The sequence below is a fragment of the Clostridium zhoujianii genome, assembly GCF_051590805.1.
Lineage (GTDB): Bacteria > Bacillota > Clostridia > Clostridiales > Clostridiaceae > Clostridium.
Map to the genome: position 1 here is coordinate 2,566,131 of NZ_JBPUTF010000001.1, position 21,328 is coordinate 2,587,458.

The 21,328-nt window shown below is 30.4% G+C and carries 22 protein-coding genes and 1 riboswitch; of the genes, 5 read left to right on the top strand and 17 right to left on the bottom strand.

The genetic code is table 11. From position 1 onward, the window contains the following. Positions 1-4: 4 nt before the first annotated feature. The 8 genes from hemC to hemA all read right to left on the bottom strand — a co-directional run bounded on the left by hemC (position 5) and on the right by hemA (position 7,280). A complete protein-coding gene (gene hemC / locus ACSYT2_RS12065; protein ID WP_430855454.1) occupies positions 5-883 on the bottom strand; it encodes a hydroxymethylbilane synthase in 879 nt (292 codons plus the stop codon). Between the two features lie 271 nt (positions 884-1,154). Continuing rightward, on the bottom strand, positions 1,155-2,117 hold the full coding sequence (gene asrC / locus ACSYT2_RS12070) for a sulfite reductase subunit C (RefSeq protein WP_430855455.1): 963 nt from the start codon (positions 2,115-2,117) through the stop codon (positions 1,155-1,157). Between the two features lie 11 nt (positions 2,118-2,128). After that, positions 2,129-2,920, bottom strand: a complete 792-nt coding sequence (gene asrB, locus ACSYT2_RS12075) for an anaerobic sulfite reductase subunit AsrB (protein ID WP_438384859.1) — start codon at positions 2,918-2,920, stop codon at positions 2,129-2,131. Between the two features lie 2 nt (positions 2,921-2,922). Then, positions 2,923-3,930: an anaerobic sulfite reductase subunit AsrA gene (gene asrA, locus ACSYT2_RS12080; protein ID WP_438384860.1), complete on the bottom strand. Its 1,008-nt coding sequence runs from the start codon at positions 3,928-3,930 to the stop codon at positions 2,923-2,925. A gap of 11 nt (positions 3,931-3,941) precedes the next feature. Continuing rightward, positions 3,942-4,712 (bottom strand): formate/nitrite transporter family protein, encoded by a 771-nt coding sequence (locus ACSYT2_RS12085; RefSeq protein WP_430855458.1) that lies wholly within the window; start codon positions 4,710-4,712, stop codon positions 3,942-3,944. Between the two features lie 75 nt (positions 4,713-4,787). After that, positions 4,788-5,462 (bottom strand): Crp/Fnr family transcriptional regulator, encoded by a 675-nt coding sequence (locus ACSYT2_RS12090; protein WP_438384861.1) that lies wholly within the window; start codon positions 5,460-5,462, stop codon positions 4,788-4,790. Beyond that, positions 5,452-6,117 carry an NAD(P)-dependent oxidoreductase gene (locus ACSYT2_RS12095; protein WP_430855461.1) on the bottom strand — a complete coding sequence of 222 codons (666 nt, stop codon included), beginning with the start codon at positions 6,115-6,117 and terminating at the stop codon, positions 5,452-5,454. The genes ACSYT2_RS12090 and ACSYT2_RS12095 overlap by 11 nt, the downstream gene beginning before the upstream one ends. Then, positions 6,075-7,280, bottom strand: a complete 1,206-nt coding sequence (gene hemA, locus ACSYT2_RS12100; protein WP_430855462.1) for a glutamyl-tRNA reductase — start codon at positions 7,278-7,280, stop codon at positions 6,075-6,077. The genes ACSYT2_RS12095 and hemA overlap by 43 nt, the downstream gene beginning before the upstream one ends. A gap of 170 nt (positions 7,281-7,450) precedes the next feature. Between hemA and ACSYT2_RS12105 the strand changes: the two genes are divergently transcribed. Continuing rightward, entirely contained in the window at positions 7,451-8,092 is a 642-nt protein-coding gene (locus ACSYT2_RS12105; RefSeq protein WP_438384862.1) for an undecaprenyl diphosphate synthase family protein, read from the top strand. 34 nt (positions 8,093-8,126) lie between these two features. Here ACSYT2_RS12105 and ACSYT2_RS12110 read toward each other — a convergent pair whose 3' ends face one another. The 6 genes from ACSYT2_RS12110 to ACSYT2_RS12135 form a co-directional block, all read right to left on the bottom strand. Further along, positions 8,127-9,569, bottom strand: a complete 1,443-nt coding sequence (locus ACSYT2_RS12110) for a HAMP domain-containing sensor histidine kinase (protein WP_430855464.1) — start codon at positions 9,567-9,569, stop codon at positions 8,127-8,129. After that, on the bottom strand, positions 9,569-10,273 hold the full coding sequence (locus tag ACSYT2_RS12115) for a response regulator transcription factor (protein ID WP_438384863.1): 705 nt from the start codon (positions 10,271-10,273) through the stop codon (positions 9,569-9,571). The genes ACSYT2_RS12110 and ACSYT2_RS12115 overlap by 1 nt, the downstream gene beginning before the upstream one ends. A gap of 82 nt (positions 10,274-10,355) precedes the next feature. Further along, positions 10,356-11,708, bottom strand: a complete 1,353-nt coding sequence (locus ACSYT2_RS12120) for a sodium-dependent transporter (RefSeq protein ID WP_438384864.1) — start codon at positions 11,706-11,708, stop codon at positions 10,356-10,358. A 164-nt stretch (positions 11,709-11,872) separates the two neighbouring features. Beyond that, complete coding sequence (locus tag ACSYT2_RS12125; protein WP_438384865.1) at positions 11,873-12,874, bottom strand: tyrosine-protein phosphatase; 1,002 nt, start codon at positions 12,872-12,874, stop codon at positions 11,873-11,875. Between the two features lie 9 nt (positions 12,875-12,883). Continuing rightward, positions 12,884-13,807, bottom strand: coding sequence for a homoserine O-acetyltransferase MetA (metA, locus tag ACSYT2_RS12130; protein ID WP_430855468.1), 924 nt, complete (start codon positions 13,805-13,807; stop codon positions 12,884-12,886). A 49-nt stretch (positions 13,808-13,856) separates the two neighbouring features. Beyond that, positions 13,857-14,390 carry a DUF4825 domain-containing protein gene (locus tag ACSYT2_RS12135; protein WP_438384866.1) on the bottom strand — a complete coding sequence of 178 codons (534 nt, stop codon included), beginning with the start codon at positions 14,388-14,390 and terminating at the stop codon, positions 13,857-13,859. 145 nt (positions 14,391-14,535) lie between these two features. On the opposite strand from ACSYT2_RS12135, the gene ACSYT2_RS12140 reads away from it, so the two are divergent. Both ACSYT2_RS12140 and ade read left to right on the top strand, forming a co-directional pair. Further along, positions 14,536-15,561 (top strand): lactonase family protein, encoded by a 1,026-nt coding sequence (locus tag ACSYT2_RS12140; protein WP_438384867.1) that lies wholly within the window; start codon positions 14,536-14,538, stop codon positions 15,559-15,561. Between the two features lie 103 nt (positions 15,562-15,664). Continuing rightward, positions 15,665-15,766: riboswitch (purine riboswitch) on the top strand. A 31-nt stretch (positions 15,767-15,797) separates the two neighbouring features. Beyond that, positions 15,798-17,534, top strand: coding sequence for an adenine deaminase (gene ade, locus ACSYT2_RS12145; RefSeq protein WP_438384868.1), 1,737 nt, complete (start codon positions 15,798-15,800; stop codon positions 17,532-17,534). 218 nt (positions 17,535-17,752) lie between these two features. Here ade and ACSYT2_RS12150 read toward each other — a convergent pair whose 3' ends face one another. Together ACSYT2_RS12150 and yidA are read right to left on the bottom strand one after the other, a co-directional pair. Continuing rightward, complete coding sequence (locus ACSYT2_RS12150) at positions 17,753-18,424, bottom strand: ferredoxin-like domain-containing protein (RefSeq protein ID WP_430855472.1); 672 nt, start codon at positions 18,422-18,424, stop codon at positions 17,753-17,755. A gap of 3 nt (positions 18,425-18,427) precedes the next feature. Continuing rightward, positions 18,428-19,237 (bottom strand): sugar-phosphatase, encoded by an 810-nt coding sequence (gene yidA, locus ACSYT2_RS12155; protein WP_438384869.1) that lies wholly within the window; start codon positions 19,235-19,237, stop codon positions 18,428-18,430. 211 nt (positions 19,238-19,448) lie between these two features. Here yidA and ACSYT2_RS12160 point away from each other — a divergent pair, with 211 nt between their 5' ends. Together ACSYT2_RS12160 and ytaF are read left to right on the top strand one after the other, a co-directional pair. After that, the gene (locus tag ACSYT2_RS12160; RefSeq protein ID WP_430855474.1) at positions 19,449-20,369 is read left to right on the top strand and encodes a phosphatase domain-containing putative toxin; all 921 of its coding nucleotides are present in this window, start codon (positions 19,449-19,451) and stop codon (positions 20,367-20,369) included. Between the two features lie 78 nt (positions 20,370-20,447). Continuing rightward, positions 20,448-21,071, top strand: coding sequence for a sporulation membrane protein YtaF (ytaF, locus tag ACSYT2_RS12165; protein WP_430855475.1), 624 nt, complete (start codon positions 20,448-20,450; stop codon positions 21,069-21,071). 70 nt (positions 21,072-21,141) lie between these two features. On the opposite strand, the gene ACSYT2_RS12170 is transcribed toward ytaF, so the two are convergent. Next, positions 21,142-21,276 carry a clostri-philic family protein gene (locus ACSYT2_RS12170; RefSeq protein WP_430855476.1) on the bottom strand — a complete coding sequence of 45 codons (135 nt, stop codon included), beginning with the start codon at positions 21,274-21,276 and terminating at the stop codon, positions 21,142-21,144. Between the last annotated feature and the right edge of the window lie 52 nt (positions 21,277-21,328).

Here is a 21,328-nt window from a genome sequence, read left to right on the forward strand (position 1 = left end):
ATTTCTACCTTTCACTAGCTAATATTTTTTCTGCTAATGTCCTTCCTAACTCTATATTATCTTCTTTTTTACCTAAAATATCTTTTTTGATTATTTTATTGCCAACCATATATGTACCTAAAATATATATATCATTGCCTTTTATTTTCGTATATGCACCAATAAGACTATGACAGTCTCCATTTAAAGCCTTCATAAAACTTCTCTCAGCCTCTACCTCTAGTCTTACATCTTTATTATCTAATACTTCAAAATATCTTTTATTAGGACTTTCCTTTAGACACTCTATCCCTAAGGCTCCTTGACCAATTGCAGGTAAAAATACTTCTGGATCAAAATAGTCTGTTATTATCCCTTCATCATCAAGCCTTTTTAATCCAGCAGCTGCAAGAACAATTCCATCTAGTTCTTGAGTCTTCATCTTTTCCAATCTTGTTTGCACATTTCCCCTAATAGGTACTATCTCTAGGTCACTTCTTAGTTCCTTAAGTAAAGCAGCTCTTCTTAAACTACTAGTTCCTATCTTCGCTCCTTTTCTAAGATCCCTAAAGGGTATACCACCATTTGAAATAAATGCATCACGAACATCTTCTCTTTCTGGCATTGCAACAATCTCAAAGTCATTCCCTAAGTCAAAAGGTACATCCTTCATACTATGAACTGCACCATCAGCTCTGCCATCTAATAAAGCTAATTCTATTTCCTTTGTAAATAAACCTTTTCCACCTATTTTATCTAGTGTTACATCAAGTCTCTTATCACCTTCAGTAACAACTAATAATTTTTCCGAATCTATATTTACTTTTTCTCTTAATAAATCTATAATTCTCTCAGTTTGTGCCTGAGCTAAAATACTTTTTCTAGTAGCTATAACTAACTTCATAAAATTCACCTCGTTAATCTATATTACCTCATTCTTCTATTTTATATTCTATCTTCCATCAAGTCCAATAAAGAATATCAATAGCCCATAAAAGTATTTACTTATATCAGTAAATCATATCTTTGACTTAAAACCACTCTTTAAATATTTATTACTTAATAATATAAAATAAACAGCTATTCTCATCTTTCTTTATAAAGCTCAATTTTAGCTATAGCAAAAGAATATATGAAAATAACTGTTATTTTTTTATATCACATCTATATTTACTTTAGTATCTAACTCCACTCCAATAAACATTTTCCTTAATAATAACTTTATCAGAAAGATCTACATCTTGAAGAGCCCACTTCTTAAACTCCATAAACCCTGTTCTATCTACGATATAGCCAATATGTTCTTTTCCACCTGGAGCATTTTTATCTATATATTCAGTAACATAATTATAAGTATTAGTTATAACTTTGACTATACTATCCTCATCAACCCATACCATAAAGTCTTCAGCTAATCTTGGATTCTTCTTTCCTGTTCTCCCCATAATAACTAGTCTATAATACTTTTCTTTACTTCTAGTCCACGCACCTGTTGGACAATTAATTACACACTCTCCACAACCTATGCACTTACTATGGTCTCTAACCACCTTATAGTTCTCTGCATGTAGTGCTGATGTAGATTTCTTTTTGCAGGCTTTAACACAAGCTCCACAAGATACACATCTATCCTTCTCATACTGAGGTAAAGTCATACCAATAATCCCAAAGTCATGCATTCTTACCTTCATACAGTCATTAGGACAACCTGTTAATGCCACCTTAAAGTGAAGATCATTTGGGAATATAGCCTTTTCAATTCTCTTTGCAAATTTTGATGTATTATAATTTCCATAAGGGCAAACATTATTCCCTATACAAGCTGATACATTTCTAGTACCTGCTGCTGTATATCCCTTATCTGGTACCTCTTGATTTATATCTAATCCCTCTATTATCGGTTGAAGTAATTTATTTACTTTATCTATATCTCCAAACTTAATTCCTGGTATTTCAAAACCTTGTCTTGTTGTTAAATGAACTGTTCCATTACCAAAAGTATCTGCTATTTCTTGAATTAGTCCAAGATATTCTGCCTTTAAATGACCACCTGGAACCCTTACTCTAGATGCTGTTATTCCTCTAGTCTTAGTAATTCTAAAAGCATTCTTTTTTAGTTTCTTAGTATTAATATCCATATACTCATCTCCTAATCTCTTAAAAGTTTACCTTCTGAATAGTTAAAGACTGGTCCATCTAGACAAATATAGGTATCTCCAACTCTACAGTGACCACATTTACCTAATCCACAGCACATCTTTCTTTCATGAGATATCCAAATATTCTCCTCTTTCATCCCTATATTTAAGAAAGCTTGAACTGTAAATTTCATCATCATAGGTGGTCCTACAACAATTACCTGAGCAGTATCCATATCATCAAAATCTAACTCTGGTACATATTCAGTAACTAATCCAACATTACCTTTATATCCTTCTTCTGCTGAATCAACAGTTAATATAAAGTTAAGATTTTCATTCCATCTCTTCATATCCTCTTTAAAAAGTACATCCTTTGGAGACTTAAATCCCGAAATAACTGTTACCTTTTTCCCCTCTCCTGGGTTATAAGCAAAATGATCTACTATTCCTTTTACAGGGGATAATCCTGTTCCACCTGCAACTATTACAACTTCCTTACCTCTATAGTTTTCAATATCGAATCCATTGCCATAAGGTCCTCTTAGAAATAATTTATCCCCCTTATACTTTGTAAATACTTCCTCAGTAACCTTACCAACCTTTCTTATTGTAAGATCAACATACCCTTCCCCTATTCCACTAACTGAAATTGGAGCTTCACCAAACTTAGGTAATGAAACTTCAAAGAATTGCCCTGGCTTAACATCACCCTTAAATGACATTCTGAAGGTGTATTCTATCTCCGTGTGCTTTATTACCTCTAAAACTTCTGAAATAAATGGTATATATTCGTTAGTCATAATTATTTCACCTCATCCGTAACTTGTTGTAATTTATTAATACAATTTGAGAAAGAAATATACTCTGGACAGATATCATCACATCTACCGCATCCAACACACATATGATATCCCCACTTTTTCTTATAGTCATGAACCTTATGAAGAACTTTATATCTCATTCTTTCACCCTTAGCTTTTCTAAAGCTATGTCCACCAGCCATATCAGTAAATCCATCTACCTGGCATGAAGCCCATACCCTTCTTCTCTCTCCTGCCTTCTCATTATCCTTATAGAATATATCCTGCATTGTAAAGCATGTACATGTTGGGCAAACGAAGTTACATCTTCCACAAGCAATACACCTTTGATTATATTCATCCCATACCTTTGAATCTATTATTGAATTATCTAAGTTTTCTGGTATATTAACCTTAACTTCGTTCTCTTCTACAAATTCTGGTCTTACTTCTAATTCACTTTTGTTTATTTCTGATAATGCTATATTTAACTCATCATCCTTAACATCTATGTAAACTTCTTCTCCATCCAACTTAATATAACAGCTATATTCATCAGTTTTATTAGTTCCCATATTTACACAGAAACAATTTTCATAGCTCTTATTACATCCCATTAATATAAATTTAGCCTTTTCTCTAATCTTCTTATAATATGGATCTACAGCACCATTTCTTAAATAAATGTCATCTATTCTTCTTAGTGCATGAATATCGCAACTTCTTAAAAAGACTAACACTGACTTTTCTCTAACTTCAGCTTCCTTGACCTGATCTTCAGTAAAGAAAAATAATGTTTGAGTTATTGGTAATAAAACTTCTTTATATGAGAATTCTGATTTTTTATTAAATTCTACCTCTCTAATATTTTTTATCTTTCCGTATTTCACTCTATCCGTATCAGAAAATGTTCCTTCCCCTTTAAATATCTTTGGTGCATATATTTCATAGTTCTTTGATAAATTTTCTAACAGTAGATTCATATTTTCTAAATTAAGTTTATATCCCATATTACACCTCTCTAATTAGATTTTCTTGAAATTAAGTAATATGGAATTGCTAAAAATACTATTCCACCTACCATATTTCCTAATGTTACAAATAATAAATTATAGAAATATCCACCTATGGACACTGCTGCTCCTGCTGGTGATAATAGTCCTATTGTTAGTAATGTCATATTTGCAACACTATGTTCAAAACCTGCTGTTATAAATACAAATAGGCACCAAAAAATCATAATTAACTTTCCTGATTCTGATTTACATTTAAAACTACACCATACTGCTAAACAAACTAGAATGTTACACAATACTCCCCTAAAAAATAATTCTGATGCTGGTAATGACATTTTTGTTGCTGAAGTTTTAGCTATGAATTCTCCTACTGGTCCTGTTGCCAGCCCTGATAAAAAGAATAAATAACCAGCTAATATTGATCCTAATAAATTTCCTATAAAGCTAACTACCCAAACCTTAATAGATTGAATCCAAGTAACAGATTTATTTAGAGCTCCTACTGCCATAACAAAATTATTTCCTGTAAATAACTCTGATCCAGCCATTATTACTAAGCTTAATGCTACCCCAAAAGATGCACCCATCATAATTTTTGTCGCTGGTGAACTTGCACTACTTAGTAATCCTCCAATAGTAAAAATAAGCATAATTCCAAATCCAACATAGATTCCTGCAAGTAATGAACTAATAACATATCCAACTTTATTATTCTCTAATAGTCCACTTTTTGCCTTAGCCGCTCCTGCAACATTATTAAATTCATCATTAAACATTCATATCACTCCTTTGATATTGTTATTTTACTAACAATATCAAAAAAACTCTGTGATAATTATCACAAAGTTTCCTTATTTTTTAAAATATTCTGCTAATTTCTCTCTATCTTTTATAATAAATTTTTTATCTTTAACAATAATTAGTCCTTCATTTTGTAATACTTTAACTGCCCTAGATATGGTCTCTCTAGGTGTCCCAAACATATCAGCAAGATAGGTTATACTTATATTCAAATTTATTAAAGTAGATTTTTCACAATCTATTCCATAATCTTTACCTAGTTTCCAAAGTTTTGCTGCTACCCTTTTCTCTATTTTTATAGGAGTAGAGTTTTTTACTTGCCTATATAGTCTTCTGACCTTTTTAGCAAGGGAATTTAATACAGCCTTAGTAAGGTCAAAATCCTTCTCCATAAGCTTGATAAATTGTTCCCTATTAAAACAAAATATTTCTGAATCCTCAAAAACCTCACAATTTATTGATGATTTAAGATCATCTAGAATAACATCATTAATAATTTTTCCTCTACCAAGTATAAATACAATTCTTTTCTGAGCTTTTTCACTAATTTTATATAAAGCAACTTTTCCAGTTAAAACAATAAATATTGTTTTTATATTATCTTTATCATAAAATACATGTTCACCCTTTTTATATATCATTTTATGCCCAATTTTATTAAGCTCATCTAATGTTTCTTCCCTAATACCTGTAAATAACTCTAACTCCTTAATTTCATTCTTCATTATTTAAGACCTCTAAATCAAAAAACATTCTAAGCACCGTATCTCCCTTTCCCTTATTAAAAAAGAAAAGAAAATCTTCTTTAAAAATAAAATCTATAACACTCTTTTTTATACTTGGGATATCTTTAACCTTATTCCTAATAATTGTTGTAAATCCAATAAAATTATCGTACTTCTTCAATTCTACCTCTGCTTTCTCTCCGAGGAACATAGATCCCTTTGGGTTTCCTCCTCTGGTATTAATCCCTATAACTATATTATCTAAATCTCTTTGAACAGGAATAGCTCCCATTCCATCCATAAATGATGATGAATCAATATATATCTTATACATTTCTTTGCAATCTCTTTTTATAATATCCCTAACTTCTTCATCATTAATTGCAATAATAAGGATATGCTTATCTTCGATGAAGCTTCTATCATACTCCTTAATGATAGTTTTAAGATTATAACCTTTAAGTTCCATAAGCTCAGAGTTCTCCTCTTTGCTTAAAACTTCTACATAACAGCCTTGCTTCAAAAAATGTCTAGCTTTAATATATCCTGCTTTTCCTGCACCAACTATGCCAATTCTAAGCTTATTCGATATTAATGATAGCAGGGAAAGCTCTATTTCTCTACTAAGAATATCTTTTTTATTATTCTCAAACACTCCTCTTCACACCCTCTTAATTTTTCTTCCTTTAATACCTCAATAGCCCTATTTATATAAAGATCAGATGTGCTCTTTAAAAGCATTTCTACTAAATCATGGTCTTCTTTTGCCTTAGATTTATTTTCATATGTAACTATTCTTCTACTGAAGTTTTCATTACCCTTATCTTTTAATTCCCTTATAATTGGAGATAGCTCTCTTAAACTTTTCCAATCTTCATACTCTTTAACATATTCATCAACAATATATTTATAAGCCTTCATCTTTTCAAGTCTTAAAGCCTTATTATCGTCATCGATTCCACTTATTTCATCAATATTATACACACTAGTTCTCTCAATAAGATTAACTCCTGCTTCTACATCCCTTGGAACTGCCATATCAAATATCATCAATGAATTTCCATCTTTCTTTATATCATTTTCCAAAACTACAGGATGGGGTGCAGATGTACATGAAATAATACAATCCATATAATTAATACAATTCTGTTTTTCTTTAAATGTCATAATCTTTACATTTGTGCCTGTTAAGTCATCCACCTTTTCTGGATTTCTTACTACAAGGCATATTTCCTCTATATTATGACCTAATAGATATTTAATAGCTAACTTACCTATTTCTCCATAACCTATAACCATAACTCTTTGACAATGTTCTTTTACTAATTTATTTACTACAATAGATACTGATGATACTGGTATTTCATATAATTTAGTTTCCGTCCTAAATTTCTTACCACAAGTTATAGCTTCTTGAAACAGCCTTCCTAGCTCCTTATTTGCCCCGCCTATATTTTGTGATTCCCTATAGGCTTCTTTAATCTGTCCCAATATTTGATCCTCTCCAGCAATTTTTGAATGATACCCACAAGCTACTTCTAATAAATGCTTTGATACCTTTTTCCCTTCTGTGTAGAAAGCAAAAGGTATAAGTGATTCATCCCAACCTACTATTTCAAAGATTTCCTTTAATATTTCTACACTTTCATGAGAATTATTAATGTAAATTTCTGTTCTATTGCAGGTACTAACAAGAACTACTTCATTAAACTTTTTTAAAAGCTCTTGCAAAATAAACTCCTTTTTACTCTTCTTTATGCTAAAACCCTCTCTTATTTGGATCGGAATATCTCTCTTTATTCCAACTAATGCAATCATATTCTCACTCCAACCTTATATATCACTCATATTTTTTCATATTATATCTTCATTGTATATTAATCTATTTAATAATAAAAGAATATACTTCTATTTTGCCTTTTACTCTAGTATTAATTCTTTCATTAAAGGTAATAATATAACTATATTATTTTAAGGGAGGTACAAAAATGAGAATACCTAATCATATAGGAATCATTCCTGACGGTAATAGGCGATGGGCAACTTCAAATGGTATGACAAAAGATAAAGGATATGCTCTAGGGATAACCCCTGGACTTTTACTTTTTAAACAATGTGAGAAATATGGTATAAATGAGCTTACTTTCTATGGATTTACTGTAGATAATACTAAGCGTCCTAGCGAACAGAAAGAGGCATTCATTGATGCCTGTATACAATCTGTAGATCTACTAACTAAAGAAAATTCTGAAATATTAGTTATAGGTAATACAGATTCACTCTCCTTTCCAAAGGAGCTACTTCCCTTTACCAAAAGAAGAACCTTTGGCAAAGGTGGAACAAAGGTCAACTTCTTAATTAATTATGGTTGGGAATGGGATCTAAATCTACTAAAAGCTGCTGATAAAAATAGAAAGAACATAAAAAATAATATTCATTCAAACGATATATCTAGAATTGACCTTATTATTAGATGGGGAGGAAGGCGAAGATTAAGTGGCTTTCTACCTGTTCAATCAGTATATTCAGATTTTTACATAATAAATGATCTATGGCCGGACTATAAACCTGATCATTTAGATGAAGCCTTAGACTGGTATAATAAACAAGATATTACTTTAGGTGGTTAGTAAAAATGACTAGGATACAGATATTTTCTGTATCCTAGTCATTTTTAATACGTTTATAATCTTTATACATTTTAATAGAGAAAATAGTACTCTCATTCCCTCTCCTATCTAGTAAAGAAATTTCTCCACCATGATTCTCTACTATTTTATGAGCAATAGCTAGACCAAGGCCTGATCCACCATCACTTCTTCTACTTTCATCCCCTCTTACAAAAGGATCAAAAGCCCTATTCTTTATAGCTGCTGGAATTCCTATACCATTATCTGCAACTTCAATAACTATAAATGTCCCTAAATCTCTAAGTTCAACTCTTAGGATAGTTCCATCAGGATTATATTTAATTGAATTCTCTATCAGATTTGTTATCACCCTTTTAAATAATCTACAATCTATTTTAGCTAAAATAACCTCCTCAGGTATATTAACTATTAATTCAAAATCTCTTTCATTTAATTCATCAACATACTCAACCACAATCTGCCTTAAAAACTCGCATATATCGATTTTTTCAAGCTTCAAAGTATATTGAACACTATCCATTTTTACAAATTCAAATAAATCATCAACTAACTCTGCTACCCTCTCTGATTTCTTATAGATAGTTTCATAATATCTCTCCCTGTGTTCCTGATCCTCTATAAGCCCTTCGGATAAAGCAGCAGAGAATCCTCTTATAGTTGTTATTGGCGTCTTAATGTCATGGGATAAATCTATTAACATTCTTGTTTTACTTTCTTCTAATCTTTTATTTTCCTCTTTACTTACCTTAAGCTTATCTATTAGAAAATTGATTGTATTGCTTACAACTACGAATTCCTTCGCTTCATCTAATGTTAACTTTTCATCATAGTCACCCTCAATAACTTTTCCCAAAGCCTCGTCAATCTTTTTAAGAGGTCTTTTTATTTTTCTTGCAGTCCACATACTATAAATTGTTATACTTATAATAAATAGAACTAATGATACACTAACTACCTTTATATAAAGAACATATATAGGCTTACCCATGCTATATGGTACAGAAAATAGATTAACTACTATTGATACTTTTTCAATAGGCAGTCTTACTATAACTCTACGTAACTCATTTTGTTCATTTGTAAATTTATGAATAAGGACATAGTACTTACTCTCCTCATCACTCATTGCAACAATATCTAGTAATTCATCTTCTGTATACTGAATTTTGTTCCCTATTGGTACGCTCCCCTTAGTTTCAATTACTTTCCCATTAGAATCTAGTATCTCCAAGTACCCACCCAACTTAGCAATATCATTTGTATCCATCTTCTCATAACCTTGATAGTTTCCACTTATCAAATTTAATATTGATGAATTACTATCATTAACAGACTTAGACATTTGATATCCTAAATATAGATATGAAATTATAAATATAATAGCTAAAACTAGTACAAATGTTATATAGTACTTAAATAAAGACACTAATAACTTATCATTTTTCTTTCTTGACATTACTTGCTTACCTTCTTCTCAAACTTATAACCAAGTCCCCTTACAGTCTTTAAATAAATAGGATTCCTTGAATCCTTCTCTATTTTGTCTCTTAATCTACTTATATGAACCATTATCGTATTATCTCCACTTAAAAATTCCTCATTCCAAACAGCTTCAAATATTTGATTCTTAGTTAAGATTCTCCCTGAATTCTCCATTAAGTATTTTAAAATTCCATACTCTATTGATGTTAACTCAATTTCTTCTCCTCTTACAATAACCCTAACATTATATGTATCTAACTCAACCTCACCAATTATAATTGATTCACTCTTATCTTCTTTAGCACTAAGCTTGTACACTCTTCTTATTTGAGCATTAACCCTAGCTACAACTTCTAATGGATTAAAAGGTTTAGTTATATAGTCATCAGCCCCTAAATCAAGGCCTAATATTTTATCTGAATCTTGATTTTTTGCTGAAAGCATCATTATTGGTATGCTGTGTAATTTTCTTATCTCTTTTACTAATTTGTATCCATCTACATATGGCATCATTATATCTAAAATCGCTAAGTCTAAATCTTTATTTTCTTTAATCTTATCCAATGCATCTAATCCATCAGAAGCCTTAACTATTTCATAGCCTTCTTTCCCTAAATACAAATCTAGTATTTCTAATATTTCCTTTTCATCATCACAAATTAACACTCTATATCCCATTTCTACCCCCTTAAAACCTAATTCATAATAAAAAAGAGTCCTTTGTTGGACCCCTTTTATTATACAGTATTTGAAAACTATTTTAAATGAATGATTTGATAAAGACTATTAAAATTAAGATTGGTGTAATATATCTAATTAAAAATAAAATGCCATCAACTAATTTACTATTATTTAATGATCCATCATTTGTAAGCTCTCTCTTTACAAATCCTTTTTTAATAAAGTGACCAGTAAGTATTATTAAAAGTAATCCATTAATAGGTAATAATATCTTACTAACAAAAACATCAAATAAATCAAAAATAGCTAAATCAAATATTTTTATATTAGCTAATACCCCATTAGGATTTGCCGATAAGGCTGCTAGAGAACCTATAATGATTATTATTGCTATATTTATAACTAATGATTTTTTTCTATTTATTTTTAACTCCTCTGTGAAAGTAGCTGTTAGTACCTCTATTAAAGATACTGAAGCCATTGTAGCTGCCATAGCTGTTAACATAAAGAATATTATTGCTAAAATGCTGCCTCCTGGCATCTTTGAGAAAATAAGAGGTACTGTATTAAACAATAATCCTGGTCCACCTGAAGGCTGTAATCCAAAGGAAAACACTGCTGGAAATATAGCTAAGCCTGCAAGTATTGATACACCAGTATCAGCAATGGCAACCCTACCTCCAGTTTTTATTAAATCATTATCATCTGTAAAGTAACTACCATAGGTAACCATTGTACCAGTACCAACTGAAAGTTTAAAGAATGCTAATCCTAAAGCTGAAAGTATCACACTAACTGTAACCTTTGAAAAATCTGCTTTTATTAAGAATGTAACACCCTCCATAGCTCCTGGTAACCTTAAACTTGTAATTACACATAATACAAGAAGTCCAATAAGTAATGGCATTAATGTTTTAGTAAGCTTTTCTATTCCACTCTTAACCCCAAGAGCAATTATTGTACAAGCTACAGCTAAAACTATAAATTGCCATATAATTGGTGATAGCGGCCCTAAACTTGCTTTATTAAACATTTCTGACGCAACTTCCGCATTGATCCCTTTAAAAGCACCACCTAATGCTTTAAATACATAAGAATATACCCATCCAGCTACTACAGTATAAAAAAATAACATACAATATGTTGATAATAATCCTATTATCCCAATTGCCTTAAACCATTTTTTATCAGTAACTTCTGATACCGCTCCATAAACATTTTTTCTCGTTCCTCTACCAATTACGAATTCACTTATTAATGTTGGTAGTCCAATTATTAACACGCATCCTAAGTAAATAATAATAAATGCTGCTCCCCCATTCTCACCAACAACGTATGGAAACATCCATATGTTACCTAACCCAACGGCAGAACTTAATGTTGCCAAAAACACAGTTAGGCTTGAAGAAAACTTCTCTCTTTTCTCTTCCACAATATCCACTCCACTTTTTATTTACACTTTTATCTAGTATACTTAAAGATTATATATCCCTCCCCTACTTTATTGCAAGCACTTTTACCTTAAAATTATTATTGCTAAAATAAATTAAAAAAAGACAACTAAGTTGTCTTTTTCTTAATTAAATATTATTACTATTAATAAAGAAATCTATTCTTAATTTCTTTCCTCTTCTTTTTAGTAAGCCCATACTCTTTTTCTAAGTAAGTATCCATATTACCATACTTACCTCTTATGCTCTTAAATGATGCTTCTAAAAGTTCTTTTTTCACTTCAAGCATAACTTTAAGTATTTCTAAATGCTTAGGATTAGATATCTTATCTTTTACTGCTTCAATAGTTTTATCATTTATAGGCTTTCTATAAATATTAGTAAGAAGATAATCCTCCATTATTGTTTCTTCAGGGACTCCTAGTATTGATAAAATTAATGCTGCTCCAAATCCTGTTCTATCTTTTCCTGCTGAACAATGAAATACTATGGGAACTCGTTCTTCATTCTCTATGCAATCTACTAACTCTTTATAAGCAGGATTATTAAACACCATAGTTTTATATCCCTTCATCAAGAATTCTGTTGCATCAAAATCACTAGATGACTTAAGCTTAAATATAGACATCATATCAAAATTATCTTTTGTTTCATCTAATTCTGGCATTCCAGATATATTTATATAATCTATTCCATCTATTTTAGGATCCGGCATACTTTTCACCTCAGTAGGGGATCTTAAATCTAATATTGTTCTAATCCCCAAAGCCTTAAAGTATTCTATATCCTTAACTGTTAATGATGATAGTTTATCTGCCCTAAAGAATGTATTCCACTTTACCCGTCTACCATCTTCACTCTTATATCCACCAATATCTCTAAAATGATGTACTCCCTTGAAAGGTATTAAAGTTTCTGCAACAACTTCTGATTGATATCCCTCAGCTTTTAAAATAAATAAATTTCTTTTTCTTTTATTTGGATCTTTAATAACTAACTCACTACCACCCTTTAATTGCTCTATTAGTATCTCTTCATCATTGTTTATGAGAAATATTTTTACTAAGCTAATTCCTTCATCTCTCCAGCTAATTCTAAGCTTATCCTCTCTAAGTCTTAAGCATTTAACATCTTTGAAATATCTCATAGAACCTCCCTAATTATTATTTATATCACAAATATTGAAAGGTGTATTTTGGTAAACACAATAATTTAACCAATTTGCAAATACAATATGAGCACTACCTCGCCATTTCATATTTGGAAGTAACTCTGGATTATTATTCGGGAAGTAATTTTTAGGTATATTTATATCTAATCCCTTTTCCTTATCTCTATAGTACTCATCTTTCAAAGTATCTCTATCATACTCTAGATGACCTGTAATAAATATCTTTCTATTATCCTTAGTAGAAACTATAAAAACTCCAGCATCCTTTGATTCTGAAAGTATTTCAAGTTCTTTTATCTTTTCTATATCCTTACGTTTAACCTCTGTATGTCTTGAATGAGGTGCATAGAAAGGATCATCTAAACCTCTAGTTAATTCAGCCATTTCGTTATATACCCTGTGAGAAAATACCCCAAATTGTTTTTCACCTAATGGATATTTTTGTACTCCATAATGATAGTATAGACCGGCTTGAGCTCCCCAACAAATATGTAATGTCGAAAAAACATTGCTATTGCTCCATTCCATTATTTCCTTTAATTCATTCCAGTATGCCACATCCTCAAACTCCATCTGCTCTACTGGTGCCCCTGTAATAATAAGCCCATCAAACTTCTCATCACATATCTCATCAAAGTAGCTATAAAACTTATTTAAATGTTCCATAGGTGTATTTTGGGATGTATAACTCTTAGTTTGAATTAATCTTATTTCAACTTGAAGCGGTGTATTGGATAAATATCTTAAAATTTGATTTTCTGCCTGAATCTTTTTAGGCATTAAGTTTAATACTGCTATTTTTAATGGTCTAATATCTTGCCTTTCTGCTCTTTCATCATTCATAACAAAGATATTTTCCTTGCTTAACACCCTATATGCTGGTAATTCTATCGGTATTTTTATTGGCATACTAATCGCCCCCTTTTAATAAATATTAAACCATATATCTCTAAAAATGTTAACTATTAAGTTTACTCCAAATCGCTTCCTTCTTATCTGTGGTTATAAGGTCATCACATTCACTATTATTCAATCTATAATTCTTTAAATCTACTCCATAAATTTCTTCTATCTCTCCCCTGTCCAGGGTGAAATTAATATCTATTGGTGCTTCTATATTAATAGTTATAATATCCACATTATCTATTAAAATAAATAAAAAGGTCATATTCTTAACTATGATTTCCTTAACTTTTTCCTGATCCCAGTAATTTATATAATCACCTTCATTCATTCCATCATTTATTCCATAATTTATTACTAAGCCATAGGGTTTATCCGTAGTTTTTAATGACATATCTTTAAAGTACTCATTTCCAGTCAAACTCTTTATTATTCCTCCTACAGCACTTGCATTACCTATTTTCGTTGAATCATTTTTAATTAAGAAATTAATGGCTTCTTCATCCTTGGAAATTATAGTATTATTGCATCCAATAAAAAAAATACTACAAATAATTAAACTAAAACCTAATATAATTCTTCTCTTCATATACTTTACCTCTACCTATTCTTTTCTATCTATCATTATATTATACCTTATAATTGTTAAATTTCTACTATATACCTTTTTAAGTAATATTTTATTTTAATTATATTTATGTTATAATTGTGTGGAAATATTTGGAGGTGTTTGTATGAATGAGCATTTACTAAAAGGATATATTGGTACTTATACAGATGGTGATAGTAAAGGTATCTATGGATTTAATTTCGATTCGAATAATAATAAGTTTGCTAACATATCTCTATCTTATGAAATTGATAAACCTTCTTACCTAGCAATAGATAAGAATAATAATAGACTATACTCTATTGCTAAGATTAATAATGATGGTGGAGTTGCTGCATTTAATATTAATGATGATTTGAGCTTAAACCTTATAAATTATGATGTTGAAGAGGGGAATCCTCCATGCCATATAAGTTTATCAAATGATAAAAACTTCTTATTTTCAGCCAATTACCACGAAAATAAAATAATTTCATATTCTCTAAATGAGGATGGTTCCTTAAATCCCAAGAAAGAAGTCTTATCCCATGATGGTGATAATCCACATATACACTATGTTTCATTAGATCCTGGGCAAAATTTTCTATATTCATTGGATTTAGGTCTAGATAAAATGAATATTTATGAATTTAAAAATGGTTCTCTTCTTAAAAGAAATGATTTAACTATACCTTTTAGTAAAGGGTGTGGCCCAAGACACATGGTCTTCCATCCAACTAAGGGATATGCTTACGTATTGACTGAATCTTCTTCTGAGATAGCAGTATTTAAATACGATACCTTTGGCAAGCTTAATCTGATAAATGTATTATCTACTTTACCTAATAAATATTGTGGTGTTAAATCTGGTGCTGCCATCCATATACACCCTAATGGCCAATATCTTTATACATCAAACAGAGGTCACAACTCAATTTCTATATTTGCAATTGATGAAGAAACTAGTAATCTTACTTTACTAGGACATCAATCTACTTTTGGTAGTGGTCCTAGGGATTTTTCAATAAGTCAAGATGGCAAATACCTTATGGTTGCAAATCAAGATACTTCATCAATTGTTGCTTTCTCAATTGATTATAAAACAGGTATGCTAAATGATGTACTCGATACTATAAATGTACCTAACCCTGTATGTCTAAAGTTTCTATAATAAGCTTATAAATAATATATAGGAGAATCTCTAACTATGACTGTAGTTAGAGATTCTCCTATATATTTAAATTTAACCTTTGACATTAAGTTAGTACCTAACTATAATGGATAGAAATAACCTTCGTATAAGCTCAATAATATGGTTTGAGCGTTTCTATCATACTACCGTAAAGAGTATGGCTATGAAGTACTAAATGCCTCGGAGGTTTCATAAAATAAACAGAGGTGGATTATATGAAAAAGATAAATTTAATTGAACAAATACAAGGAGCTTCCAAAAATATTCCTTGTGATTTAGTTATTAAAAACATTTCTATTATAGATGTATTTGGACAAGATTCCTATATTGCTGATGTAGCTATAAAAAATGGATATATTGTTGGTATTGGAGATTATGAAGGAACTAATATCCTAGATGGTACTAATAAATATATTTGTCCAGGCCTAATTGATGCTCACGCTCATATTGAATCTTCCCTTACTACCCCAAAGGAATATTATAAATCTGCTTTACTTCATGGCATAACAACTATGATTGCAGACCCTCATGAAATTGCAAATGTATTAGGTACAGATGGTATTAAGCTAATGTTAGACCTTAGTGAGAACCTACCAGTTGACTTTTACTTTATGTTACCTTCTTGTGTTCCTTCTACTTCTTTTGAGAATTCAGGTGCTATTTTAAAAAGTAAAGATCTAAAACCTCTTTATAATAAAAAAAGAGTCTTAGGATTAGCTGAAGTTATGGACTTTCCAGCACTCCTAAACTGTGACGAGGATATGATAGAGAAAATACTTAACTGCAAAGAAAAGGGATTAAGGATAGATGGACATGGTGCTGGATTAAACTTAGATACTTTAAATGCATTCTGTACAGCTAACATCAGAACAGACCATGAATGTCACCTTCCTTCTGAAGTTATCGATAGGATAAGACGTGGAATGTATGTATTAATCAGAGAAGGTACTGTTGCAAAAAACTTAAAGGATCTCATTAAGGTTGCTACCATACAAAATAGTCGACGACTTTGCTTCTGTACTGATGATAAGCATATCGATGACCTTCTAAAAAATGGTAGTATTGATTCCTCTATTCGTTATGCAATAGCACAAGGATTAAAGGCTGAAACTGCAATACAAATGGGAACACTAAATTCTGCTGAATGTTATAAGCTTGATACTAAGGGGGCGATTGCACCTGGCTATGAAGCTGACTTTATAATACTTGAAAATTTAAATAACTTTGAAATAGATTCAGTCTATAAAAATGGTAAATTAGTAGTTGATAAAGGACAAGTTATCAATAATGAAGAAGAAATTGCTAATGTTTTAAACATAGAAAATAGCATACATTTACCTACCCTTAATAAAGAATCTTTTTCTATAGATATTAGAAATAAATCAGTTATAAATGTAATTCAATTAATTCCAAATAAGCTTGAAAGTAATCATCTTAAAGTGGATATTAAAGATTTAAATATTACTGAAAAGTTTTTATCGATACCGGATCTAGATTTACTAAAAGTTGCTGTTATTGAGAGGCATAATAATACTGGAAACATTGGCCTTGGAGTAATAAAAGGGCTTAATCTTAAAAGTGGAGCTATTGCTACTACTGTTGCCCATGACTCACATAACCTAATTGTTTCTGGTACTAATGACCAAGATATGCTATTTGCTGTAGAAAAGCTAAAAGAAATTGGTGGAGGAATTATTGTTGTAGAAAATAAAAAAGTTCTAGCCTCAATACAGTTAGAGATAGCTGGATTAATTACAGCTAGAACTACTGATGACATTATAAATGACTTAGATAAACTTCATAACTCAATTAAAATAGTAGCTCCTACTATTGATTTTAATCCTTTCCTTACATTATCATTTTTATCCTTACCTGTTATCCCAGATATTAAGATAACTGACAAAGGATTGTTTGATGTAATGAACTTTGAATTTATTCCAACAGTTGAATAATCTCTTTAAAGGATGTACTAAACTATAGATGTAATTTAATCTAGAACTAGAACTCTCATATGTCTTTTCAGGTCTACTAACTCTTCGAGGGGTAGCCTTCCAATAAATATGAGAGTCCTTGTTCATTTAAATTTAAATATCTTCTCATACCAACTAACAAAATAAACTATGGTTATGTAACATAACATCTATAGTTAGTTAGTCATTGGTATGATGTATTACTTTACAACATTCTTTCTGAATTCATCAAGGCCTATTCTATCAATCATGAATCCAAGTTTTTCTCCCATTTCAGCATTAGCTATATAGTAATCAAATATATTATCAACAATTCTTAAAGCTTCCTTTTCATCAACTTTATCAATAATAACATCAGCTAATCTTGGATGATATCCTCCAGAACCTCCTGCTGTGACTAGGAATCCTTCTTTATCTGCAATTACACCTACATCTTTGCTATAAACACTTCCACATGCATTTCTGCATCCAGCTACCCCTATTTTGGTTCTACAAGGCATCTTCATTTTTTGATATTTATTTGAAAGCTTCATTCCAGTACCAATAGTATTATACTTAGACCTTTTACAATATCCAGCAGGGCACATTTCTACATTTTTAACTGAGTTTTGCTCTAGAACTGCTGGTTCCATTCCAAGTTCTTCCCATATAGCAGGCAAATCACTTTCCTCTAAATTAGTTATTAGTATTCTTTGTCCCGAATTTATTTTTAATACTCCATTATATTTCTTAGCTACTTTTGCAATTTTCTCTAAGGTTTCAGGTAGTATAAACCCTCCAGGAATATGTGGAGTTATACCATATTTTCTTTTCCCATTATATATCTTCTGTAAGTTACCACAGTGTGCTCCCATAAAATCTCCATCCTTCATTAGTTATATATTTAGTATAAATTTCTCTACTACTTCAGCAACTCCATCTTCTTCATTGCTCTTCGTTATATATTTTGCAACTTCTTTAACTTCCTTATGTCCATTTCCCATTGCAACACCTAAGCCTGCGTATTCAATCATTGCTAAATCATTACCAGCATCCCCAACTGCAATTACCTCTTCCGCAGCTATATTTAAATGATCTGCTAATGCCTTAAGACCTACACCTTTATTTCCATCCTTATTTATAATTTCGAAGAAATAAGGGGTACTCTTTGCTAAATAATACTTTTCATACATTTCTTTTGGAAGCTTTTCTATAGCTGCATCTAATATTTCTGGTTCATCTATAAACATTATTTTAACTATATTCTCATCTGCTCCAACTTCATCAAAATCACATATATTAATATCAATGCCATTTATATCAGCTTCCACTTCTGTATACTTACTATTCTTTGGAGTTATTAATCCTCTTATTGGTGAAAATGCATGAATATTCACTCCAAGCTCTTTACTAATATTATAAGCATAATGAAGATCTGAACCCTTTAACCCCATTTCACAAATTATTTTCTCACTTTTAGTTTCTTGAACTAAGCATCCATTATAACTTAATACATATTCATCATTATCTATTAAATCTAGCTCCTTAAGGTATCTTTTTAATCCATCTATTGGTCTACCAGATGCTAAAACTATCTTAACACCCTTTTCCCTAGCTCCCTTAAGTGCCTTCTTTGTTCTATCTGTTACTACTTTATCTTCATTTAATAAAGTTCCATCCATATCTAATGCTATTATCTTGTACATAAAGCTCTCCTCCAGGTCTTACTTTCATATTTTACACATTTCAATGTAATTATATCATAAAGATACTTGAAAATTTTCTCTATATTATTCAAATGTTAAAATCAAAATTTATATTCATAGATAATAAAACTCTTACTTATTCACTCTTCTTACATATAAAAGACTATTTTATCAAATAATATAAATACTAAATTGTAGGAGGTGAATAGATATGAAAAAATCAATTAAGTTTCTTATAATACTTCTTTTATGTTTTTCTATTACTAACTCATTTATTATAACTACATTCGCTAAATCTGATAGTGAAGTATATCTTAGCTTAGATTCTAAAAATGAAAACATTCTCCCTGTAAATTTTAGAAAAACAACAGAGCTATCAAAACTTAATGGAACTAAAGTAAACTTGACTGGGTTATCAGATCTAAATATTTCAGGTAGTTCTCAATTTACTGCCTTATCATTCTTGAAATTAAAGGAAGATATAAAAACAAAGCTTCCATTTGTAGATATAGATTTAAGGCAGGAATCTCATGGCTTTATTAATGGTAATGCAGTAAGCTGGGTTGGTTATGGAAATAAAGCTAATATAGGATTATCATTAGAGGAGGCTATACAAAAGGAAAATGCTCAATTATCTAATATTCCTTTTGGTAAATCTATTTCTCTTGATAATGGTAAGTATAATTTAGTCCCTACAGTTGTTGAAAATGAAGAAAAGCTAATTACACCAAATAACACAAAGTATCTTAGATTAGCTGTTACAGATGGAAATAGACCTACTGATGATATTGTAGATATGTTTGTTAATTATGCAACTACTCAAGCTAAGGGCAAATGGCTACACTTCCATTGCAAAGCTGGTGAAGGTAGAACTACTACATTTATGACTCTCTATGATATGCTCAATAACTCTAAGAATGTATCCCTAGAAGATATAGTTAATAGGCAATTTATATTAGGTGGTATTAATTTATTGAAAGCTGGAGATGAAAGTAAAAGAGTAGATTTCATAAAAAACTTCTATACTTACACTAAAGAAAATGATGATAATTTTAAAACTACTTGGAGTCAATGGATTAAGAAAAATAACATTCCTCCATATACTTTACAAGATGAACTCCCTAAAAAATAATAGGGGGTTCATTTTGTAACTAAAGTATTTAATGATTCATAATATAATATTAACTAGAAATTTGTCGAGGTTTAGGTTATGATTGAATCAATTTTACTAGTTTCATCAGTTTGTATAGATGCATTTGTAGCTAGCGTTGCTTATGGTACAAATAAAATAAAGATTCCAATATTATCTGCTATGGTTATTAGCTTAGTTGGTTCTATAGTTCTTGGTATCTCTTTATTCTTTGGTGGATTTATAAAGGATTTTTTACCTGGAACACTTCCCATTATACTAAGCTTTGCAATATTAATGATTTTAGGTGTTTATAGATTGTTTGAAGGTCTATGCAAGAACTTTATTCAGAAAAAGAAAAAATTAGACAAGCCCGTTACCTTTAAAATATTTGATATGAACTTTATATTACAAGTTTATGCAGATGAAACTAAGGCTGACTTTGATAAGTCCAAAGTTCTATCAATAAAAGAAGCATTCTATTTAGCATCAGCTCTTTCATTTGATAGCTTAGCAGTAGGATTTGGTAGTAGCTTAGTAGGTGGGGGTTATCTACAAACCATTCTCCTTTGTTTTCTCATTGGTGTTACTGCAGTATTAGTTGGATTTTTTATAGGAAAGAAAATTCAAGAAAAAGCCAATTTAAATCTTTCTTGGCTTTCTGGAGTAATACTTATGATATTAGCTATAAATAAATTATTTTAAGATATATTAGCTTCTTTAATTTTAATATATCAAAAGAGGATATCTCTAAAATTTAGATATCCTCTTACTTTTACTTTAATGGACTTCCATTATGATTTTCATATTCTGTAGGATTTTTATCATTTCCTACATTATTTTGATTACCATGTAATCTTTGTCTTCTTTCACCCTTTTGTGTTGAATTATTTGATATATTTTTACTCATAATCATCACTCCTCATAAATATTGTCCCACTCTTCTTAATATTTATGACTGG